This is a genomic window from Acinetobacter sp. N1-1 (genome assembly GCF_056711485.1).
The window spans coordinates 839,631-858,799 of sequence record NZ_JBWXUO010000012.1; the positions used below are offsets into that span (position 1 = coordinate 839,631).

General features: G+C 36.7%; 18 protein-coding genes and 4 tRNA genes. 12 read left to right on the top strand and 10 right to left on the bottom strand.

The window, feature by feature from the left end; translation table 11 throughout:
- Positions 1-19 precede the first annotated feature (19 nt).
- On the bottom strand, positions 20-2,458 hold the full coding sequence (gene rnr / locus AC1MPL_RS04250) for a ribonuclease R (RefSeq protein ID WP_479764480.1): 2,439 nt from the start codon (positions 2,456-2,458) through the stop codon (positions 20-22).
- A 253-nt stretch (positions 2,459-2,711) separates the two neighbouring features.
- Between rnr and AC1MPL_RS04255 the strand changes: the two genes are divergently transcribed.
- From AC1MPL_RS04255 to AC1MPL_RS04280, 6 genes are all read left to right on the top strand, one after another.
- A tRNA-Ser gene (locus AC1MPL_RS04255) sits at positions 2,712-2,801 on the top strand.
- Between the two features lie 11 nt (positions 2,802-2,812).
- Positions 2,813-2,889 (top strand) — tRNA-Arg (locus AC1MPL_RS04260).
- Positions 2,890-2,927: 38 nt separating this feature from the next.
- Positions 2,928-3,004: transfer RNA gene (locus AC1MPL_RS04265), tRNA-Arg, on the top strand.
- A gap of 173 nt (positions 3,005-3,177) precedes the next feature.
- Positions 3,178-3,254: transfer RNA gene (locus AC1MPL_RS04270), tRNA-Arg, on the top strand.
- Between the two features lie 120 nt (positions 3,255-3,374).
- Complete coding sequence (locus tag AC1MPL_RS04275) at positions 3,375-3,878, top strand: YcxB family protein (RefSeq protein ID WP_479764481.1); 504 nt, start codon at positions 3,375-3,377, stop codon at positions 3,876-3,878.
- Positions 3,879-3,928: 50 nt separating this feature from the next.
- Positions 3,929-4,564: a fumarylacetoacetate hydrolase family protein gene (locus tag AC1MPL_RS04280; protein WP_479764483.1), complete on the top strand. Its 636-nt coding sequence runs from the start codon at positions 3,929-3,931 to the stop codon at positions 4,562-4,564.
- A 44-nt stretch (positions 4,565-4,608) separates the two neighbouring features.
- On the opposite strand, the gene AC1MPL_RS04285 is transcribed toward AC1MPL_RS04280, so the two are convergent.
- Positions 4,609-5,856, bottom strand: coding sequence for a YihY family inner membrane protein (locus tag AC1MPL_RS04285; RefSeq protein WP_479764485.1), 1,248 nt, complete (start codon positions 5,854-5,856; stop codon positions 4,609-4,611).
- A 112-nt stretch (positions 5,857-5,968) separates the two neighbouring features.
- Between AC1MPL_RS04285 and wrbA the strand changes: the two genes are divergently transcribed.
- On the top strand, positions 5,969-6,562 hold the full coding sequence (gene wrbA / locus AC1MPL_RS04290) for an NAD(P)H:quinone oxidoreductase (protein WP_479764486.1): 594 nt from the start codon (positions 5,969-5,971) through the stop codon (positions 6,560-6,562).
- A 44-nt stretch (positions 6,563-6,606) separates the two neighbouring features.
- Here the strand turns inward: wrbA and AC1MPL_RS04295 are convergent, their stop codons facing one another.
- The 3 genes from AC1MPL_RS04295 to AC1MPL_RS04305 all read right to left on the bottom strand — a co-directional run bounded on the left by AC1MPL_RS04295 (position 6,607) and on the right by AC1MPL_RS04305 (position 8,698).
- A complete protein-coding gene (locus AC1MPL_RS04295; protein WP_479764488.1) occupies positions 6,607-7,182 on the bottom strand; it encodes a xanthine phosphoribosyltransferase in 576 nt (191 codons plus the stop codon).
- Between the two features lie 96 nt (positions 7,183-7,278).
- The gene (locus tag AC1MPL_RS04300) at positions 7,279-7,971 is read right to left on the bottom strand and encodes a DUF3108 domain-containing protein (protein ID WP_479764490.1); all 693 of its coding nucleotides are present in this window, start codon (positions 7,969-7,971) and stop codon (positions 7,279-7,281) included.
- Positions 7,972-8,059: 88 nt separating this feature from the next.
- Positions 8,060-8,698: a hypothetical protein gene (locus AC1MPL_RS04305; RefSeq protein ID WP_479764491.1), complete on the bottom strand. Its 639-nt coding sequence runs from the start codon at positions 8,696-8,698 to the stop codon at positions 8,060-8,062.
- 267 nt (positions 8,699-8,965) lie between these two features.
- Here AC1MPL_RS04305 and AC1MPL_RS04310 point away from each other — a divergent pair, with 267 nt between their 5' ends.
- Positions 8,966-9,778 carry an energy transducer TonB gene (locus tag AC1MPL_RS04310; RefSeq protein ID WP_479764493.1) on the top strand — a complete coding sequence of 271 codons (813 nt, stop codon included), beginning with the start codon at positions 8,966-8,968 and terminating at the stop codon, positions 9,776-9,778.
- A gap of 9 nt (positions 9,779-9,787) precedes the next feature.
- On the opposite strand, the gene ybeY is transcribed toward AC1MPL_RS04310, so the two are convergent.
- The 3 genes from ybeY to miaB are packed head-to-tail and all read right to left on the bottom strand — an operon-like array spanning position 9,788 to position 12,856.
- Entirely contained in the window at positions 9,788-10,273 is a 486-nt protein-coding gene (ybeY, locus tag AC1MPL_RS04315) for an rRNA maturation RNase YbeY (RefSeq protein WP_479764495.1), read from the bottom strand.
- Positions 10,274-10,282: 9 nt separating this feature from the next.
- A complete protein-coding gene (locus AC1MPL_RS04320; RefSeq protein WP_479764497.1) occupies positions 10,283-11,362 on the bottom strand; it encodes a PhoH family protein in 1,080 nt (359 codons plus the stop codon).
- A gap of 39 nt (positions 11,363-11,401) precedes the next feature.
- Complete coding sequence (gene miaB / locus AC1MPL_RS04325) at positions 11,402-12,856, bottom strand: tRNA (N6-isopentenyl adenosine(37)-C2)-methylthiotransferase MiaB (protein WP_479764499.1); 1,455 nt, start codon at positions 12,854-12,856, stop codon at positions 11,402-11,404.
- Between the two features lie 247 nt (positions 12,857-13,103).
- Between miaB and AC1MPL_RS04330 the strand changes: the two genes are divergently transcribed.
- The 3 genes from AC1MPL_RS04330 (at position 13,104) to AC1MPL_RS04340 (ending at position 16,940) form a co-directional block, all read left to right on the top strand.
- Positions 13,104-15,062 carry a lytic transglycosylase domain-containing protein gene (locus tag AC1MPL_RS04330; protein WP_479764500.1) on the top strand — a complete coding sequence of 653 codons (1,959 nt, stop codon included), beginning with the start codon at positions 13,104-13,106 and terminating at the stop codon, positions 15,060-15,062.
- 56 nt (positions 15,063-15,118) lie between these two features.
- Positions 15,119-15,796, top strand: a complete 678-nt coding sequence (locus AC1MPL_RS04335; RefSeq protein WP_479764502.1) for a ribonuclease T2 family protein — start codon at positions 15,119-15,121, stop codon at positions 15,794-15,796.
- A gap of 157 nt (positions 15,797-15,953) precedes the next feature.
- Entirely contained in the window at positions 15,954-16,940 is a 987-nt protein-coding gene (locus AC1MPL_RS04340; RefSeq protein WP_479764504.1) for a malate dehydrogenase, read from the top strand.
- Between the two features lie 54 nt (positions 16,941-16,994).
- Here the strand turns inward: AC1MPL_RS04340 and AC1MPL_RS04345 are convergent, their stop codons facing one another.
- Together AC1MPL_RS04345 and AC1MPL_RS04350 are read right to left on the bottom strand one after the other, a co-directional pair.
- Positions 16,995-17,516 (bottom strand): hypothetical protein, encoded by a 522-nt coding sequence (locus AC1MPL_RS04345; RefSeq protein WP_479764506.1) that lies wholly within the window; start codon positions 17,514-17,516, stop codon positions 16,995-16,997.
- Positions 17,517-17,574: 58 nt separating this feature from the next.
- Positions 17,575-18,177, bottom strand: coding sequence for a 2OG-Fe(II) oxygenase (locus AC1MPL_RS04350; RefSeq protein WP_479764508.1), 603 nt, complete (start codon positions 18,175-18,177; stop codon positions 17,575-17,577).
- 112 nt (positions 18,178-18,289) lie between these two features.
- On the opposite strand from AC1MPL_RS04350, the gene AC1MPL_RS04355 reads away from it, so the two are divergent.
- Positions 18,290-19,147: a 23S rRNA (adenine(2030)-N(6))-methyltransferase RlmJ gene (locus AC1MPL_RS04355; RefSeq protein ID WP_479764510.1), complete on the top strand. Its 858-nt coding sequence runs from the start codon at positions 18,290-18,292 to the stop codon at positions 19,145-19,147.
- The last annotated feature ends 22 nt before the right edge of the window (positions 19,148-19,169 follow it).

Consider the following 19,169-nt stretch of genomic DNA (forward strand, 5'->3'; position numbering starts at 1 on the left):
CATACTCGGAATACACTGCTTATTCAGCTATTTTAGGCTTCGCATTAGATTTCTTTTTTTTCTTTTTCACCTTTGCTTTTTTTTCAGCTTTGACATCTTGTTTAGCAGATGATTTGGCTTTTTTACTGTAAGAGCTCGGTTTATTTGATTTTTTCTTTTTCTTCGGCTTATGCTCTTTTGCAGATGTTTGTTGTGGCTCATCTTCTGTTTTGGCCTTTGCTGTTGGTATGAAAATCTCTTCTTTAACAGTAGCAACAGTCGATCTTGCAGCACGTGGCGCACGTTCACGTACGGTACGTCCTGCATGTGTCACTTGTTTCAATAATTCAAAATCAATTTTACGTTCGTCTAAGTTTACGCCCGCAACTTTAATTTTAACCTCATCGCCTAGTCCAAATATTTGACCTCTATTTTGACCAATTAGTGTTTGGCTCGCAATGTCATAAACAAAGAAGTCATCACCGAGTTGGCTAATATGAATCATGCCATCAACATATAAGTCTTTCAGTGTAATAAATAAACCAAACTCAGTGACAGCACTGACATGACCAATGAACTCATCACCAAGGTGCTGTTTCATGTAGTGGCACTTTAACCATGAAGTTACACTACGTGATGCTTCATCTGCACGGCGTTCAGTTTGAGAGAAATGCTCTCCTGCATCATCTAGTTCTGCACCTGAAATAGGGTATGGTTTCTTTTGTAGATTTGCTTTGATTGCACGGTGTAATAACAAGTCAGGATAGCGACGAATTGGTGAAGTAAAGTGTGTATAAGCATCGTAAGCAAGACCAAAGTGTCCTGCATTTTTTGCGCCGTAGTAGGCTTGCATCATAGAGCGAAGGAGTACAGCATGGATGCTTTGAGCATCTATACGGTCTTTGGTCGCTTCAATAACACGCTGATAGTCTTCTTGTGTTGGTTGTTCTGGGAAATGTAGACCAAGCATTTTTACAAAATCGCGTACTTTTTGGATTTTTGTATGTTCTGGTGCTTCATGTACACGATAAAGCATTGGAATATCATTTTTCAGTGAGAAGTCAGCTGCAGCGACATTGGCTAGCAACATACATTCTTCAATGAGCTTGTGTGCATCATTTCTATGGCGAGGTAATATTTCTTTAATACCCCCAAGTTCATCAAACGTCATGTAAGTTTCAGTCGTTTCAAACTCCATTGCATGACGTTTTTCACGTAGAGATTTCAATACCGAATACATTTGGAACAATGTATTCAGTGACTTTTGAATTGTACGATCTTGCGGTACAGCATTAGAATCGCCGTTAAAGTATGAACCAACCTGAGTATATGTAAGACGTGCTTTTGAGTGCATTACAGCAGGGTAGAATTCATATCCTGTCACACGACCTAAGCGTGAAAGAGTCAGATCACACACCATGCATAGTCGATCTACATGAGGATTTAACGAACATAATCCATTCGAAAGAGCTTCAGGCAACATAGGTAAAACAAAATGTGGGAAGTAAACTGAAGTACCACGATCTTGTGCTTCATTATCTAACGGCTTATCTGTGCGAACATAGTGACTCACATCAGCAATTGCCACAACTACACGGTAGCCACCGCCAGGACGTTTTTCTGCATAGACTGCATCATCGAAGTCTCTAGCATCTTCACCATCAATAGTGACTAATGGTAAATCACGGAGGTCTACACGCCCTTTGCAGTCGGTGGCTGTTGGTTCTTTAAAGCTTTCTGCATCATCAATAACCTCTTTAGGAAATTCATAAGGCAAACCAAACTCTAAGATCGTCTGAGGAATAATGATTTCAGTATCAGCTTTATCTGCCATAGATTGAACGATATGGCCTGTTGCAAAAGTATCTCTTGTTGGATAGTCATCGATGGCAACACGAAGTGTATCTCCAATCTTTGCTTTGGCATGTTCGATCAATTCTTTTTCTAAAGTAATTGGTTGATGCTGATTGGGTGTGGCTGGCTGAATAAAATACTCATTGTCATGAACTGACAGTTTACCAATGACTTGTTTAACACGATGCTGTGTAACTTCTTCGATATAGCCCCAAGCTTTTCCTTTGCGGTCAACTGAAGTTTGACGGACCTTGATACGATCGCCATTAAAAACTAGTCGTAGCTCTCTTTCAGGGAGTAGTAAATCATTTTTGCCATCAATATTGGCAGAGCCTAAGCCCTTATTATTAATATAAATTGTGGCATCATGTGCAGGCTGTTCAGGCAATATAAAGTATTTCATACCTTCTTTGCCCAGTTGACCATCACGAATCATTGCGCTGAGTCGGTGACTGAGTGCTTCTATGCTTTTTTCATCTTTAATGTCGAAATGATCTACAAGTTCGGCATGTGACAGCTGTTTATCTAAGGTTGTAAGTGTTTCTAAAATGAGAATACGGCTTGGAATTGGATTATCGTAGCGTTCAGCTTCAGCTTTTGCTTCAGGATCGACCCAGTTTTTCATATATATTTAGCTTCTTATCGCAGTTAGGTTTAGCATAAGTCATACAGAGAAAGACTGCACGTGATAGATTGCAAATTTGTATGATATCTTTGCTATTGTTCAGTTATCTTTTTAAAAAGACAAGAAGTTGTTTATAAATACAACAAAAAAGGTAAAATTGTTTAAAAAGTAATTAACTAGTCATTATTTTTATAAAAAAATGAAGACTTCGCTTGCGTAACTGTCATTTCCTTTGTATTATTCGTGTCGTTCCGGTGAGATGGGTGAGTGGCTGAAACCACATCCCTGCTAAGGATGCATACGGGTAACTGTATCGAGGGTTCGAATCCCTCTCTCACCGCCACTTTACTTAACGCGCTCATAGCTCAGCTGGATAGAGCACTTGGCTACGAACTAAGGGGTCGGGAGTTCGAATCTCTCTGAGCGCACCAAGTAAAGAAATGAACATGCCCTAGGCAAACAAATTAATGCGCTCATAGCTCAGCTGGATAGAGCACTTGGCTACGAACTAAGGGGTCGGGAGTTCGAATCTCTCTGAGCGCACCAATTTGAAAAATACCGCTTAAATGCGGTTTTTTTGTGCCTATATTTTAGGTGGTTTAAATAAATATTGCTAAATATATGTTTTTTGTTTAATAAAAGTACATATGGTTGAAAATTTAAAAAAAAGACTTACACACTTTTAAAAAGTGCGTATAATGCGACTCCATTAAGACGATGCGCTCATAGCTCAGCTGGATAGAGCACTTGGCTACGAACTAAGGGGTCGGGAGTTCGAATCTCTCTGAGCGCACCACTTAAAAAAAACCGCTAAATAAAAAGCGGTTTTTTTGTGTCTATAAAAACTATCTAGATTCTAAAAAACTCATCTTTATGGTCTAATAAAACAGTTGTATTTAAACGAAATGACTTTGTTATGACCGCGCAAAAACCTGCTTTATCTTTGCAATATGTATTAAATTTAGAAGAGTCACAAGATGGCTTCAAACTAATTACGCTTGGCAAAAAACAATTTACCCAATTTATTACACCATTAATTAGTATAGGTCTTATTGTCTTTGGATTCTATGTTGGTTTTAATGGAGCAGGTCGCTATTATGTAGGCTTGGGTGCACTCTTTCTATTTATTCAATTGGCTGTACGTTATTGGTTATTACCAATGATTTTTAAACGTCAGTTTGTACGTTATCAACTTGGAAAGAAGGAACAAAAGCTTGTACTGTATCAAGATCATGCAGTCATGAGTTCAAATGATCGAGATAGAGAGTTTAGCTACAAAGAAGTAAAGCATTTTGCTCAAGGTAAATTAACATATGTTATTGAACTGAAGACACGTGCTGTACTTATTATTCCAAAGCGTGCATTAGATGCAAATGACCAAACATTGTTTGAGAACACATTTACTAAATTACGTGGATAATAGGTTGCTTTTGTTTTTAGTAATAGCAGAATAATAAATAGGGAAAGAATATGCAAAGGCCGTCAAAAATTGTGTGTGTAGGACGAAGCTATGCAGCACATGCAAAAGAATTGGGTAATGCGATACCCACAGTACCTGTACTTTTTATTAAGCCACCAAGTAGTCTAGTTACTTTGGAAGATGGTATTCAATGGAATACTAGTCTAGGAAGCTGTCATCATGAATGTGAGCTAACTCTGCGTATAGATAAAAAGCTTTCTAAAGAAACTGACCCCAAAGTCGCTCTACAGGCAATTGGTGCAGTGACATTGGGTTTGGATCTTACTTTGAGGGACTTGCAAACAGAGCTTAAGGGAAATGGGCAACCGTGGGAACGTGCGAAGGCTTTTGATGGTTCTTGTGTATTGGGTGAATGGATCAGTACGAGTGAAGTAAATGAATGGGATAACATTTCTTATGAATTATTCGTCAATGATGAAAGTCGGCAGAAAGGGAATACCAGTTTATTACTTTTCCCAATTGCACAAATGTTATGTGATATGAGTCAGGCATTTACTCTTGAAGAGGGTGATGTGGTTATGACAGGTACACCTGAAGGTGTTGCAGCATTAAAATCTAATGATCAAATAAAAATGGTACTTCACGGTAAAAAACAAGTATTTACATGGAATACCTTTGTCAAATAAGTTTGCAATAAATAAAAAGACCGCATAAAGCGGTATTTTTATTTTTATTTCTCTTCAAAGAGTGATGAAAGTGGGATAGAAAATTTTGCGGAGAGATATTCATCTGTATCAATAAGTGTTGGACTTAGTCGATTCATCCATTCATCATCAGGGTGAATATTCCCAATATCTTTTTTTAATGGGAGGTTAAATGGTAACTTTGTATAGAACTCCCAAAAATCGATATGAGCTAGATTTCTTACTAATACATATTCATCTGTATCCGTTCTACGAATAATTTGCTGTGTTTCCAGAATTTCAATATAAGTAGGCCAACGACCAACCTCACCACGTCCAAGAATTTTTAAGCCTTCTTTTTCACTAACAGTATCTCCTGTAAGTTGCTTTTTATAAAATAATTCTAGTATGTCAAGCATCATGACCATAGGGTGGCGTTTCTGAACTTTTCCTGTACTAAAAGAGGTAAGTGCAAAACTAACTTCTACACCAAGTAGGATGATGTTCCAAGAAAGGAAAATCCATAGTAGAAAAATCGGAACAGCAGCAAAAGCACCATATACAAGCTCGTAGCTTGTAAAGTTTGACATGATGTAACCAAAAAAGGTTTTAAGTAGTTGGAAAATTGTTCCACTGAAAATAGCACCAACAATAGCAGAGCGTAAGGGTACCTCTCTGTTTGGAATAGTCCAATAAATAAAGAAAAATCCTAATACAGTCAGTGCATAAGAGAGTATTCCAAGAAAATAAGTACTATCAATATGATAGCCAGTAAAATTATTGTGTAATATATTTAAAGAAGCCACAGCAGATGAAAGTGCAAAAGCACTTCCTAGAAGAATTGGACCCAATGAAATAATAGTCCAATAGCGCATAAAACCAATAATACCGCTACGTTTGTCTTTAATACGCCATATACGATTAAATACATCTTCGATACTGTTTAACATCATGACTGATGTAATGAATAAGAAAAGAATACCAATTGCTGTTAAGTTGCTCGATTTTTCTGTAAATGAATTGAGTGTTTGATCGAAAGCAATAGAGCTTTTTGGCAAGAAGTTACTATAAATGAGTTCTTGTAGCTGTTGGCGTGCTGGTTCTAGTGCTTTAATAGAAGAAATAATCACTAAAAAAACAGTTAACATAGGAACGACAGCAAATAGTGTTGTATATGTTAGTGAGGCAGCTTTATCACGGCAACGATCTGACTCGAAGCGAAGTATGACAAATAAAAGGAATTGAAACCATGTCTTTTCGTAAAAGGGCAGTTTCTTTAAATATTGCAGTAGCATATATCTTTGCCTAGATTTTTTTTAATACGAATTTCTAAATAGTGTATAGCCTTTAAGAAAAATAGTAAAAAATACCGTATAGTTTATTTTTAGAAAAATGAATTTAGATAGAATGAAACCCTATATTTTAGTACTTTATTATAGTAAGTATGGCACAACAAAAGATATGGCTCATCTTATTGCAGATGGTATTGAGCGAACAGGTATGGCTACAAAAATTCGTACTGTACCGAAAATATCTACTGTTGTGAATGTTGCTGAAGCCAGTATACCTGATGACGGTGATATTTATTGTACTTTAGAAGAGCTAGAACACTGTTCAGGACTAGCACTTGGCTCTCCAACAAGATTTGGAAATATGGCAAGTGAAATGAAATACTTTTGGGATCAGACGACTAGTTTGTGGTTAAGTGGGGCATTACATGATAAGCCTGCATGTGTATTTACAGCTTCAGGTGCTATGCATGGTGGGCAAGAAAGTACTTTGTTAAGTATGTATATTCCGCTTTTACATCATGGCATGATGATGTTAGGGCTAACCAATGCAACGTCTGCTTTATCAAGTACTAAAACAGGTGGTACGCCGTATGGTGCGACTCATGTAAGTGGATCACGCCATGATCAGGCTATTTCAGAAGATGAAAAAGTCTTATGTATTGCTCAAGGTGAGCGATTAGCAAAGGTTGTATTAAAACTACAGTACTAGACATAAAAAAGACCGCTTTAAAGCGGTCTTTTAAGAATTCAATATTACTCTTGTACGAAAGTAACTTTGCCATCGTCTAGTGACTGAATGCGTGCAAGTGATTCGACACGGTATCCTTTCTCAATAAGAAACTCTCTTCCAGTTTGGAAAGATTTTTCAATGACAATGCCAATACCTACGATATTTGCATTTGCTTGGTGAATAAGATCTGCCAAGCCTAAAGCTGCTTGCCCATTTGCAAGAAAGTCATCAATAATAAGCACATTGTCAGTACTATGAATGTGTTTATTTGAAATGGCAATCGTGCTTTCTGTCTGCTTTGTAAAAGAGTAAACCTTTGCACGATATAAATCATCTTTCAATGTTAAAGATTGGTATTTACGTGCGAAAATGACAGGTACACCAAGTTCTAAACCCGCCATAACAGCAGGAGCAATTCCTGATGCTTCAATGGTAATGATCTTAGTGATACCTTGATCTTTAAATCGTGCTGCAAATTCTTTACCAATTTTCTGCATGAGAACAGGATCAATTTGGTGGTTTAAGAAAGCGTCGACTTTGAGAACGTTATCAGATAGAACGATACCTTCAGTTAAGATTTTCTGTTCTAGTGCTTGCACTGGCGGAACCTCTACAAAATGGATGCTTTTTAAGCAAAAGCGTATTTTAAAAAGCATCCGAGAAATTGCAAGCCAAAAGTTGGAAAATTGATTATTTTATTGCCATTTATAGTTAATTAGTGAAATAGAGTAGGAGTTAGCGCCATCATTATGTGCAACTTTGACGGGTAAGTAGTCAAGTTGAGGTGCAAGCCAAAAGAGGGTGTTACGCTCTGGTTTGTTGTGCTCAAGCTTAAACTTCATTGTTTTGAAGTTGCCATATTGAGTTTTTACTGTTTCTTCTCCAAGGTTCACAAATTTTCTGGCATCAATTCCTTTGGCATCGGTAATGTAATAAACAGGTTTAAGGCGATTATTTTTCAAATCCTCTCGAATTTGTATTTCGGCATTTAGTTCATCTAATGGATTATTTTCAAGTGGGAAATTACGTAATGTACCATCTTTGTTCGTTGTAACTTTTTTATCTGCATGGTTAAAATTAATATTTAAGGCATCTGAAATACCAATATATTTCGTAGCGCGAGAAAATTTATCTGAAATGACTTTATCATTGCTAAATGTAAATTGGCTCGTTTCTGTTGCGGAAGCAAGTATGCCTGCCTTTGCAGTGAATTGATATGTCCAATGGTTATTTTCAGTTGCTTGTAGTGTGCGCGTTGCAGTACTAATATTATGTCCATTGTAAGCAAATTGATAAGTGGCTTGAAATGGTGTAAGTGCGAAGCTATGTACAGAAAACATAACTGCGCTTGTCAGTAGAGCACCTTGTAAAAACTTTTTTATTTGCATGCTTATCTTGTTCCTATAGGGAAGACTTCAACAAATGATGTTCTATATTTTAGTGAATCAAGATATTGCGTCTGTGCAAGATATGTATTTAATTTGAGGAAGTCGGCGTTTCTTTTGCCATATTCTTAATTCGCATAATTGCTTCTAAATTAACTTTTCCCATAACAACCAGTTCTGTTTCTTGCAGACGTGCATGGTTTACATTTACTTTGCTAAGAGTATCAATAATAGAACGATTTTTTCCTAACCATTTGTTTAAATCTAGGTAAAGTAGTCCATCTTTTACTTCAAGTACATTAAAGTGTTGCAGAATTTTTCCTAAAGGGTCTTTTTTGAGAACTTTTTGATAAAAGAAAAGAGCTGAGAGAATTGCCCATTTTTGAAATTTATTTTTAAATTTTGCACTTACAATTTGAGTGTTACTAATTTGTTCAAATACAATTAGCTGAATATTGTTGTTTAACTCCATTTTTAGAAGTTTTAAGTCTACCGATAGCGTTGTATGCAACCCTTGTACGTGAATTGTTGCATATAAGCGTAACCAATCGTCATGGACATCTGCATGTAAATCTTTAAGCAACCCTACATTGTCTGTAACAAAGCGTTTTAATGTGGCATTTAAAAATACTTGAGATAGTGCAAATTCTCGTTCTTCCTCAATGAATCCTCCAGCTTTCTGATATACGTTTTGTATATAGCTAGAAATGTTGGTAATAATCGTCTGCATAAGATGTTCCAAAGTCATATGATGTGATAAGCAACAATATGGATCAGTGCGATCAAAAATCGTATTTTGCTAGAGTTAAGATGCTAAAATTATTATTCGATAGGATAGTAAGTAAGGTAGCATAAATAAACATTTTTATCGCATTCTGTAAAGAATTTGTTGTAGTCTATGTTTTTTCTCTTTTAGTTTTAAATGGATATAGAAAAACAAAATATGGAACACCTTCGATACTTTTTTATATGGAAAGATAAAGTTCTCAGTTTTTCTATGCTAATAGCCATATTATTGCATGTAGGGCTATTACTTATTTCATTTAAAATGCCCGAATACCATAATAATATTTCACAAGATATTACGGTGGCACTTACACCTAGTCATGAATCATTGAATAATGCTGATTTTTTAGCAGAGCAAGATCAGACTGGTGGTGGTCGTTTAAATGAAAAGAAAAAGATTTCAACGGTTTTACCTCCTGTTGAGCGTACAGAAAGTCAAGGTGCACATGCTCAAGTAAAAAAAGATCGTTTTTTACAACAAACTGCTGTTGAGCAGACTCAAGAGCGTATGTTAGTTACTACGCTAAGTTGGAAAAAAGAAGTTGAAAATTATGTGCAGATGAATGCTAGAGATGCTTTTGAAAGCAGTTATTCTGATGAAGAAATGAGGATAGCAAGTTTAGAGGCACAGTATTTAAAGCAACAGCAAATTTATGCGAAGTTAAAAAATACAGAAACGATTAATTCGGTAGAAGCAAAAAAAGATGGTACAGCAAAGTATTTAGAACAGTTTAGGGAAAAAGTCGAATTGTTTGGAAATAGAGATTATCCTTTGGCTGCAAAACAACAAGGATTATCTGGCGATGTACGATTAATGGTTGTTTTAGAGCCTGATGGTAGTGTGAAGGCAATTCATTTATTGGAAAGTTCAGGACACCCTATATTAGATGAAGCTGCAAAACATTCTGTACGTCGTGGTGCGCCGTTTGGGAAGTTCTCACAAAGTATGAGTTTACTGTCTGAGTTGAGAGTGATTAGAACATGGCGTTTCCATACAGGAGAAAGTCGAGTTGAAACGCCATAGCATCGTAAATTAGTGATCGATAGAAAGATAAGGGTTATCTAAGCCAAGTTTTGCTAAAATCTCAATTTCAAGACCTTCCATTTCTTCAGCATCCTCTGTGCTTGTTTCATGGTCATATCCAATAAGATGAAGTGTGCCATGGACAAGCATGTGTGTGAAATGCTCAAGAGGAGATTTATTTTGTTCTTTTGCCTCTTGTAATACTACAGGAATGCAAATGACAAGGTCACCTAGTGGTAGTACATCAATGACCTTTAATACATCTTCAGGTAAATCGCTTGGAAAAGAAAGAACATTGGTTGGTTTGTCTTTATGACGATACTCTGCGTTAAGTGCTTGGCTTGCATCTGAGTCGACACAAGCAATACCTATTTCAGTATCTTGCGCAAGCTGAATATAACGCAATGTTGTTTCAATAACTTTTTTAATATAAGCACGTTTTAGCACCAATTCAGGTGCTAAAACGTCTTGTTGTAGTGAAAGACTAATTTTCAAAACAAATCCTTAGGTATGTTGGTGCTGCTGGTCTGCAGCAGAATCATTTTCTGCAATGAGGGCTTCTTGAAGTGCTTTACGTTCGGCACGTGCTTTTGCACCGATACGTTGTTGTTCGCTGTCCCAGCCATCATAGGCTTCAACAATTTTTTGTACAAGTTGGTGACGTACTACATCACGGGAGTGAAAGTGGGTAATATGTATTTCTTTCACGGGCTCAAGTACGCGTAATGCATGTGCAAGCCCTGATTGTTGTCCTCTTGGTAAGTCAACTTGGGTAATATCACCTGTGATGACTGCACGTGAGCCAAAACCAAGGCGTGTAAGGAACATCTTCATTTGTTCTGGTGTTGTATTTTGTGCTTCATCCAAAATAACAAATGAATGGTTGAGTGTGCGACCTCGCATGTAAGCAAGGGGTGCAACTTCAATAATTTGACGCTCAATAAGTTTGGCAACTTTTTCAAAACCTAGCATCTCATACAATGCGTCATATAGTGGACGAAGGTATGGATCAATTTTTTGAGTTAAGTCACCTGGTAAAAAGCCTAATTTTTCTCCCGCTTCTACTGCTGGACGAACCAATAAGATTCTTTGAATCTCATTACGTTCAAGCATGTCTACTGCAGCAGCGACAGCAAGATAGGTTTTACCTGTACCTGCAGGGCCAACGCCAAAAGAAATATCACTTTGCAAAATACGCTGTACATAACGCTTTTGGTTGGCACCTCGTGGGTTGATACGACCTTTTCGAGTTTGTAACCAAACATCGTCAAGACCTGTATGTTCTTGTACAGATTGATCGAAAATTTCGCGATCTGTTTGACTACCTTGAATGATTAAATGAAGAGCATCTGCACTTACTTGTGCAGATGCCGCTTCTTCATATAATTTTTGTAAGAGCGATTCAGTCCTTTCGACTGCATCAAGTTCACCATCAATATAAAAAACATCGCCACGATGATTAATATTTACATCTAGGCGCTGTTCTATTTGTTTTAAGTGTCCGTTATAAGCGCCGAGCATATTTTTGGTATGCTCCATTGAAATACCAGGAAAAGCTACTGTACGTCGAATAGATGCAGTCAAGAGAGTTCCTCTTTTTTTGGTTTTGGTTGTCCCCTTACATTACGCTACGTCAGGTTCAAGATTCAAGAGCTCGCCGTAAACTAAATTTAATGTTTTAATTTCGGTAATTTCGATCTCTGCAAATCGTCCAACCCATGATGCATCACCAACAAAAGTCACATAGCGTGTATTATCTGCTGTTCCTACCAAAAGATTAGGGTCTCTATCAGAAACTTTTTCAATAAGAACACGTTGAATAGTATTTTTCATTGCATCTGTTTTATCAATACTTGAGCGTTTGATAATCTGCTGTACTTGTGCAAGGCGTTCTTTTTTTACTGTTTCAGGAATCGTATCTTCAAGCTCGGATGCAGGTGTACCTGGACGTTTTGAATAGATAAAACTATAAGAGTGATCGAAGTCCAAGTCTTTAATGAATTGCAGTGTTTCAGCAAAGTTTTCATCAGTTTCTCCTGGGAAACCGATGATAAAGTCACTAGATAAATGCATGTCTGGACGAATTTTACGAAGTTTTTCCATTTTATTAATATAAACATCAATTGTATGGTTGCGCTTCATGGCTTGTAGTACATCATTTGAGCCACTTTGTACGGGTAGATGTAGATGTGAAACCATTTGTGGTAAGTCGCGATAACATTCAATGAGAGCTTCAGAGAACTCTAATGGGTGTGATGTTGTGTAACGAATACGACCAATTCCTGGAATTTCAGCAACTAAGCGAAGTAATTCTGCAAAGGTACAAATATCACCTTCAAATGTCTCGCCACGATAGCCATTTACATTTTGACCAAGTAGAGAAACCTCACGCACACCACGTTCTGCAAGGCTGGCAATTTCAGCCAATACGTCATCAAGTGGGCGAGAAACCTCTTCACCACGAGTATAAGGTACAACACAGAAAGAGCAGTATTTTGAACAGCCTTCCATAATTGAAACAAATGCTTTATGTCCTTCTACACGTGGTTCAGGTAAGAAGTCAAATTTCTCAATGTCAGGGAATGAAATATCAACAAGCTTAATTTTTTCTTTTTTAGGCTTTTGATGTTGATCTTCATGTTGATCGAGCAATTGGGGTAAACGATGTAGTGTTTGAGGGCCAAAAACCATATCAACATATGGCGCTCTTTTTTGAATGTTATCGCCTTCTTGTGATGCAACACAACCACCCACACCAATAACTAAATCTGGATTTTGTTGTTTTAGCTTTCTCCATCTACCGAGTTCGCTAAATACTTTTTCTTGTGCTTTTTCACGGATTGAACAAGTATTCATTAATAGAATATCGGCTTCTTTGGGGTCTTTTGTAAGAACATATCCGTGAGAGTCACCTAAAAGGTCTGCCATACGATGACTGTCATACTCATTCATTTGACACCCTTGTGTTTCAATGTATAACTTTTTCACTGAAGACAGATTTGAGGTGTTTAAAGGCTGGTGAACAGTATTTTCTGAGGCAGCTTCGTCACGCGAAGGAATGAAAGTTTGGACCGTCATGTAGGCTCCTGATACAAAGGTTAAGCATGAAAGCTAAATTTGGCTTCACACAACAGTAAAAAGTGGAGCGATATTTTAGCATTTTTATGCTTAAACAAGTAGTAAATGACTTTTATAATTAAATCATATGAAAAATCGCTAATACTTACACAACATAACAAGAATAGGAAAGGTGTTCACATTAAAATAAGATGAAAACTTTAGCATTGGGTGACGTGATTCTTATGTACAATTTATGGGTGGGTATGTGAGTCATAAAAAGAATAAAAGCTATTTAAGAGTTATTTTATTTCATTTGTTTTTGGGATGTACGATATCCATCGCAAATGCTGCAAATGAGCAATTCAATGATGCACTCGCTGCGGCAAATTCAGGGAACTTAGCACGACTCGATCAAGATGCGGTTGCAATGCAAAATGATGTTTTAGGATATTATCCTGAATATTTTAAATTAAATACCAATTTAGCCTTACAGCCTGCATCAAGTATTATTCAATTTATACAAAAATATCCAAATTCGGCTATGGCAGAGAAATTAGCAGCTGACTATGTGGAAGAGAAAGTAAAAGAAGCAAACTATGCCGATGCGCAACCTGTTTTATCTTACATTACCAATCCAGATAATGCTGAAAGTTGTGCAATTGCACAGGTACGTGCCAAATCAGGTGATCCTTTAGTTTTTGCTGAATATAAGGATCTGTGGTTAAGCACAAATAATAATATGCCTGATTCTTGTATGGGTTTGAATAGAATGATGTCATCGAGCCCACTGATGACAAATGAAGATAAGCAACAGCGATTGTGGACACAGCTTAGAGCAGGTCAGATTGGTCTTGCAGCATCTACAGCACAGTCATTGGGTTTAAATATCTCTATTGCACAGCTCACACAAATTCAATCAAATCCATTGGGCTATCTTTGGTCTGCACCTAAATCGAATGATACAGACTATGCTTATTTAATTTTTGCTCTAGGGCGTTTGGCAGATAGCGATTTAACTGCAGGTTTAACCGCAGCCAATAGAGCAGCAGAAGGTGTACCACCCGCTGTTCAAAAGTATCTTTATAGAACCGTTGCTTATATTGGTGGTACAACGGTACTTAAAAATAACTTTAATCGTATTGTACTGAATTATTTTGATGCAAGTTATGGTATTCCATTTAGTGCGGAAGAAGCTGAGATTTATGCGCGGCAAGCTATTCGGTTTGGTGCATGGGATAGCTTAATTCGTGCAATTTCTGTGATGGGTGTAACACAGCAACAAGAAAGCCGTTGGCAATATTGGCTTGCCCGTGCAGATGAGCAACAAGTAGATCAAAGTTATAAAAAGCAGGCAAGTACACTGTATAGTGACTTAGCAAATAATGGCGATGATTATTATAATTTGCTAGCTCAGGAAAAAATGGGTCAAAAATACAATAGAGTAGACCAGGCAGAGCCAAGTGCTGATGATATGCAGCGTTTAAACCAAGATATTAATTTTAACCGTGCTTTTGCTTTGCGTACTATAGCCGCACCTACTATTTATGCAAACAGAGAATGGAATTGGGCTGTAAGACAGGCATATCTAAAAAAAGATGATGGTATTTTACTCGCTGCTGCTCAAAAGGCTGCAAATATAGCATGGTATGATCGTGCAATTTATGCCGCGGAGCGTACTGTAAATAAACATAACTATAATTTACGTTATTTGACACCTCATCAAAATGCCGTTGTCTTACATAGTGGCAATGTTGGCTTGGATCCTGCATGGGCTTATGGTCTAATGCGTCAAGAGAGTCGTTTTGTAACAAATGCACGTTCTAATGTGGGAGCGGGTGGATTGATGCAAATTATGCCAAATACTGCCAAACTAGTTGCGAGACAAATGGGTGAGACATATAATCCCGCAGCATTGAGTGATATGAATACTAATGTGCGTTATGGAACATATTATTTGTCTATGATACAAGCGCAATTAAATGGTAATGCTGTACTTGCAACTGCTGGCTACAATGCAGGGCCGAATAGAGCTTTACGCTGGCAGCCGACTGATCAGCCAATTGCTGCTGATCAATATGTAGAAAGTATTCCTTTAGATGAAACAAGAAATTATGTTAAAAATGTTATGACGAATACAATTCATTATGGTGCAATTTTGGGGCAGGGGCAGCAATATATAAGTAAATGGATGAAAGTTATTCCTCTACGTGGTAGTAGTGAATAGCTAGTATTATAAATACAATATGTGGAACAGAATTATGGAAGAGATAGGTATATTTTATGTCTAAAATTAAGTTTTTACAGTATTTTATGACATATGCCTTAATGTTTATGGTTGGCACATTTGGGTGTTACTTTATCTCATCCTCTAGTCAGGCAGCAAAGTTAGATATTTCAGAGGGATATGTACTAAATATTCAAATGACGCCTGCAGTATGTGCATTTGATCAGAATCAAAGAAAACAACGAAAGTGTTTGGAAGGTTATGCACTCACAATAGGCAGTCTTGTGCCTGAAAACTTCACTAGAAATAATGAGGCATGTGCAACAAGTACATCTGCTATGCTTTCTCCATTACAAGCAAAAGTCATTGCTCGTGTAATTCCCGATGAATCATATAGAATGCAATTGTGGCATGCTGTGGGCGGCTGTGTTCCAATGAGTGCATCTCAATACTTTAGAACAATTATCAATTATGCACAAAATCTAAAAATTCCACCAATATTAACAGATACAATATCACATACATTTTATAAACAATCTCTTGAAGAACAATTTTTATCTCTAAATAAATCTTTACCTGCAAAAGGTATACAACTGAATTGTCAAAAAGATAGTCATACTGCTGTTTTAACACATATTAGTATTTGCTATAAAAATAACGGTCAGTTTAAGGTATGCCCTACAAATATTACATCAAATTGCCCAGCTCAATTTAACATACAGGGAACTTACTGATTTGAAATCAAAACAATTTTTATCTCAAATGAAAAGCATAGATTTACTGTGCAACAATAAAAAGATTGGAGTACAATATTGGTCGTTTATGATTAAAAATATTAAATAGAACTTCGCTGTTTAATCATATTAACGCACCTCAAATGGAGATAATTATATGAAGCAACCCGTTCGTGTTGCCGTGACTGGCGCCGCAGGTCAAATTGGATATAGCTTACTATTCCGTATCGCAAGTGGTGAGATGTTAGGAAAAGATCAGCCAATTATTTTACAACTTCTAGAAATTCCGGTTGAAAAAGCTCAGCAAGCGCTGCAAGGCGTAAAAATGGAATTAGATGATTGCGCTTTTCCTTTATTAAATGAAATTATTTGTACAGATGACCCAAATATTGCGTTTAAAGATGCAGATTATGCATTATTAGTTGGTGCGCGTCCTCGTGGCCCAGGTATGGAGCGTGCAGACTTATTACAAGAAAATGCAAAAATATTTACAGTACAAGGTAAAGCATTAAATGATCACGCAAGCCGTGATGTAAAAGTTCTAGTTGTTGGTAATCCTGCAAATACAAATGCATATATTGCAATGAAATCTGCACCAGATCTTCCTGCAAAAAACTTTACGGCGATGCTACGTTTAGACCATAACCGTGCGCTTACACAACTCGCTCAAAAAGCAAATGTTGCTGTTGCAGATATTGAAAAGTTGACGGTATGGGGTAATCATTCACCAACAATGTATGCAGATTATCGTTTTGCAACAGTAAAAGGTGAAAGCTTAAAAGATAAGATAAATGACGCTGCTTGGAATAAAGATGATTTCTTACCAACAGTAGGTAAGCGGGGCGCAGCAATTATTAATGCACGCGGTCTTTCTTCTGCTGCATCTGCTGCGAATGCAGCAATTGATCATATTCATGATTGGGCACTAGGTACTAAAGGAAAATGGGTAACGATGGGTGTTCCATCAGATGGCTCTTATGGTATTCCTGAAGGCATTATTTATGGTGTGCCAGTAATTTGTGAAAATGGTGAATATACACGTGTTGAAGGTTTAGAAATTGATGAATTTAGCCGTGAACGTATGAATCTTACATTACAAGAGTTAGAAGAAGAGCGAAGCGCGATTGCTCATCTACTTAACTAAAGTAATATAGCGTAAAAAAGCACCTTACAAGGTGCTTTTTTATTGTTTGCAAAATTAGTTTAATTTTTTATTTAACATTTCTTTTAACCATGGCATTTGTTGTATATTTACAAAAGCATGATGTTTTTTTATTAAATGTAAATCAAATTCATCTGTGCTTACATATTTTTTTAGCCAATGCTGAGCCATTGCTATTTCATCCTTTACAATTGAAGAGTATGCAAGAAAAAAGTAGATATTACCATCATTTGAATGTGCAATAGGCTTTAAAATTTGCTGTGTAATTAATGCAAATTTTGTATCTTTAGTTAGTTCATAATAAATCATATATGCTTTGACTAAATGAAGTGATAGCTCAATATATTCTGCAGTCGAAATATTTTCTTCAAATTCAATGCGTGCTTGTTCCAGTAAAGCAATCGCTTCATGTAAGAAATGTACTTGCTCTTGTTTGTTGCGACTAATTGTAACAAGCTGAAGACGTAAATCAGCGCGCTCTAAAGCAAGGCTTGCAGAGTTTTGCTCTAAATATAATTGATCTGTTTCCCCAATTCTTGTAATGATATTGTTGCTCATAAGCGTACCTTAATTTGTTTGTTTTAATAATATGAGGGGCTTTGGGGGAAATTAAAGCCTACCATAGTACATCATCATTTCTTAGCCAAGCAGTAATCGAAAGGCGTTTTTGTTTAGAAGTAAGTACTTCGTGTAATAAATTGCTTTCAAAAATAACAATGCTATTTGCAGTGGGTTCAATTATATGCCAATTCATTTTTTTATCTTGTAAGCGTAATTGTCCTCCCCAACTTTCTTGCCATAATTCATGAATATAGAAAACACTTGAAATAACGCGATGATTTTTTTGTTGAGGATTATCTCGATGTAATGCATAAAATTCCCCAACATTGTAGCAAGCAAAGTGAGCCTCTACATTTTTAATACCAAGAAAGAAAGCTTGATTTAAAGCTTTGGAAAGATTTTCTAATGTTAAAATATGTTGATATGCAAGAGATTTGGTTTCATTAATCCATAAAATATGATCACTTCGAATTTTATTGATAACACCATCTTGAATTGCTGCAGCACGAAATTTATCCATTTGGGAAAAACATTCGGCATTTAATGCCGTAAAAAAAGCTTTATCATATGCTTGTTTAATAATACTAAAGCCAAATTCATCAAGCTGATTTACGATGCTATCCACATCCCAAGACATAGGTAGAGAGACTGTTGTCATTTTTAAAATAACAATAAAATAAAAGGGAACTTATTCTAGAGTAAATTTTGATTCAGCATGTAAGTTTTTTTTCATGTTAATATATTCACAGAAATGAGGAATATACATATATATGAACTATCGTCACCACTTTCATGCAGGTAATTTTGCAGATGTAATGAAGCACGTTTTATTGCTTCAACTACTTACACGCTTAAATTTGAAAGATAAACCTTACCGCTATATTGATACACATGGTGGTGCAGGAAAGTATGACCTGTCGGAAGCACCTGCACAAAAGTCAGGCGAGTTTTTATCGGGTATTCACCGTCTTATGCAGTTGCAGCCAGGTCAGATTAAAAAATCTCCTGAAGGTGTGCAAAAATATTTACAACTTGTAGATCAGTTACGTGACCAAGAAGGCAAGGGGGCTTATCCAGGCTCACCATGGGTAGCATTACAAGGTTTACGTGAAATGGATAAGGCAACAGTTTTTGAAATGCAGAGTGATGTATTTGAACAACTGCGTCATAATATTCGCGATAAAAAGATGGGACTACATAAGCGTGATGCCTATGAGGGGTTGCTTGGTGTTATTCCGCCACGTGAGAAACGTGGATTAGTCATGATAGACCCACCTTATGAAGTGGAAAGAAAAGATTTTCCACAATTGGTAGAGCTTATTCAAAATGCATATAGTAAATGGCCAACTGGGGTATTTGCTGTTTGGTATCCAATTAAAGATCGTGCCATGATTCAACGTTTTGAAAAGAAAATGATAAAAACAGGCATTCGCCGTCAATTGGTTTGTGAAATATGTGTTTGGCCAGATGACACGCCTATTGGTCTGAATGGATGTGGCCTACTTGTAATTAATCCACCTTGGAAATTTGCTCAAGAAGCTGAAGAAGCATTAAAGTGGTTATTTCCACATTTAAAAATGCATGAAACTGGTGGATCATTTGCAGTAAAGTGGCTTGTTGGTGAATAATGACCCCACATTCTGGATAGCT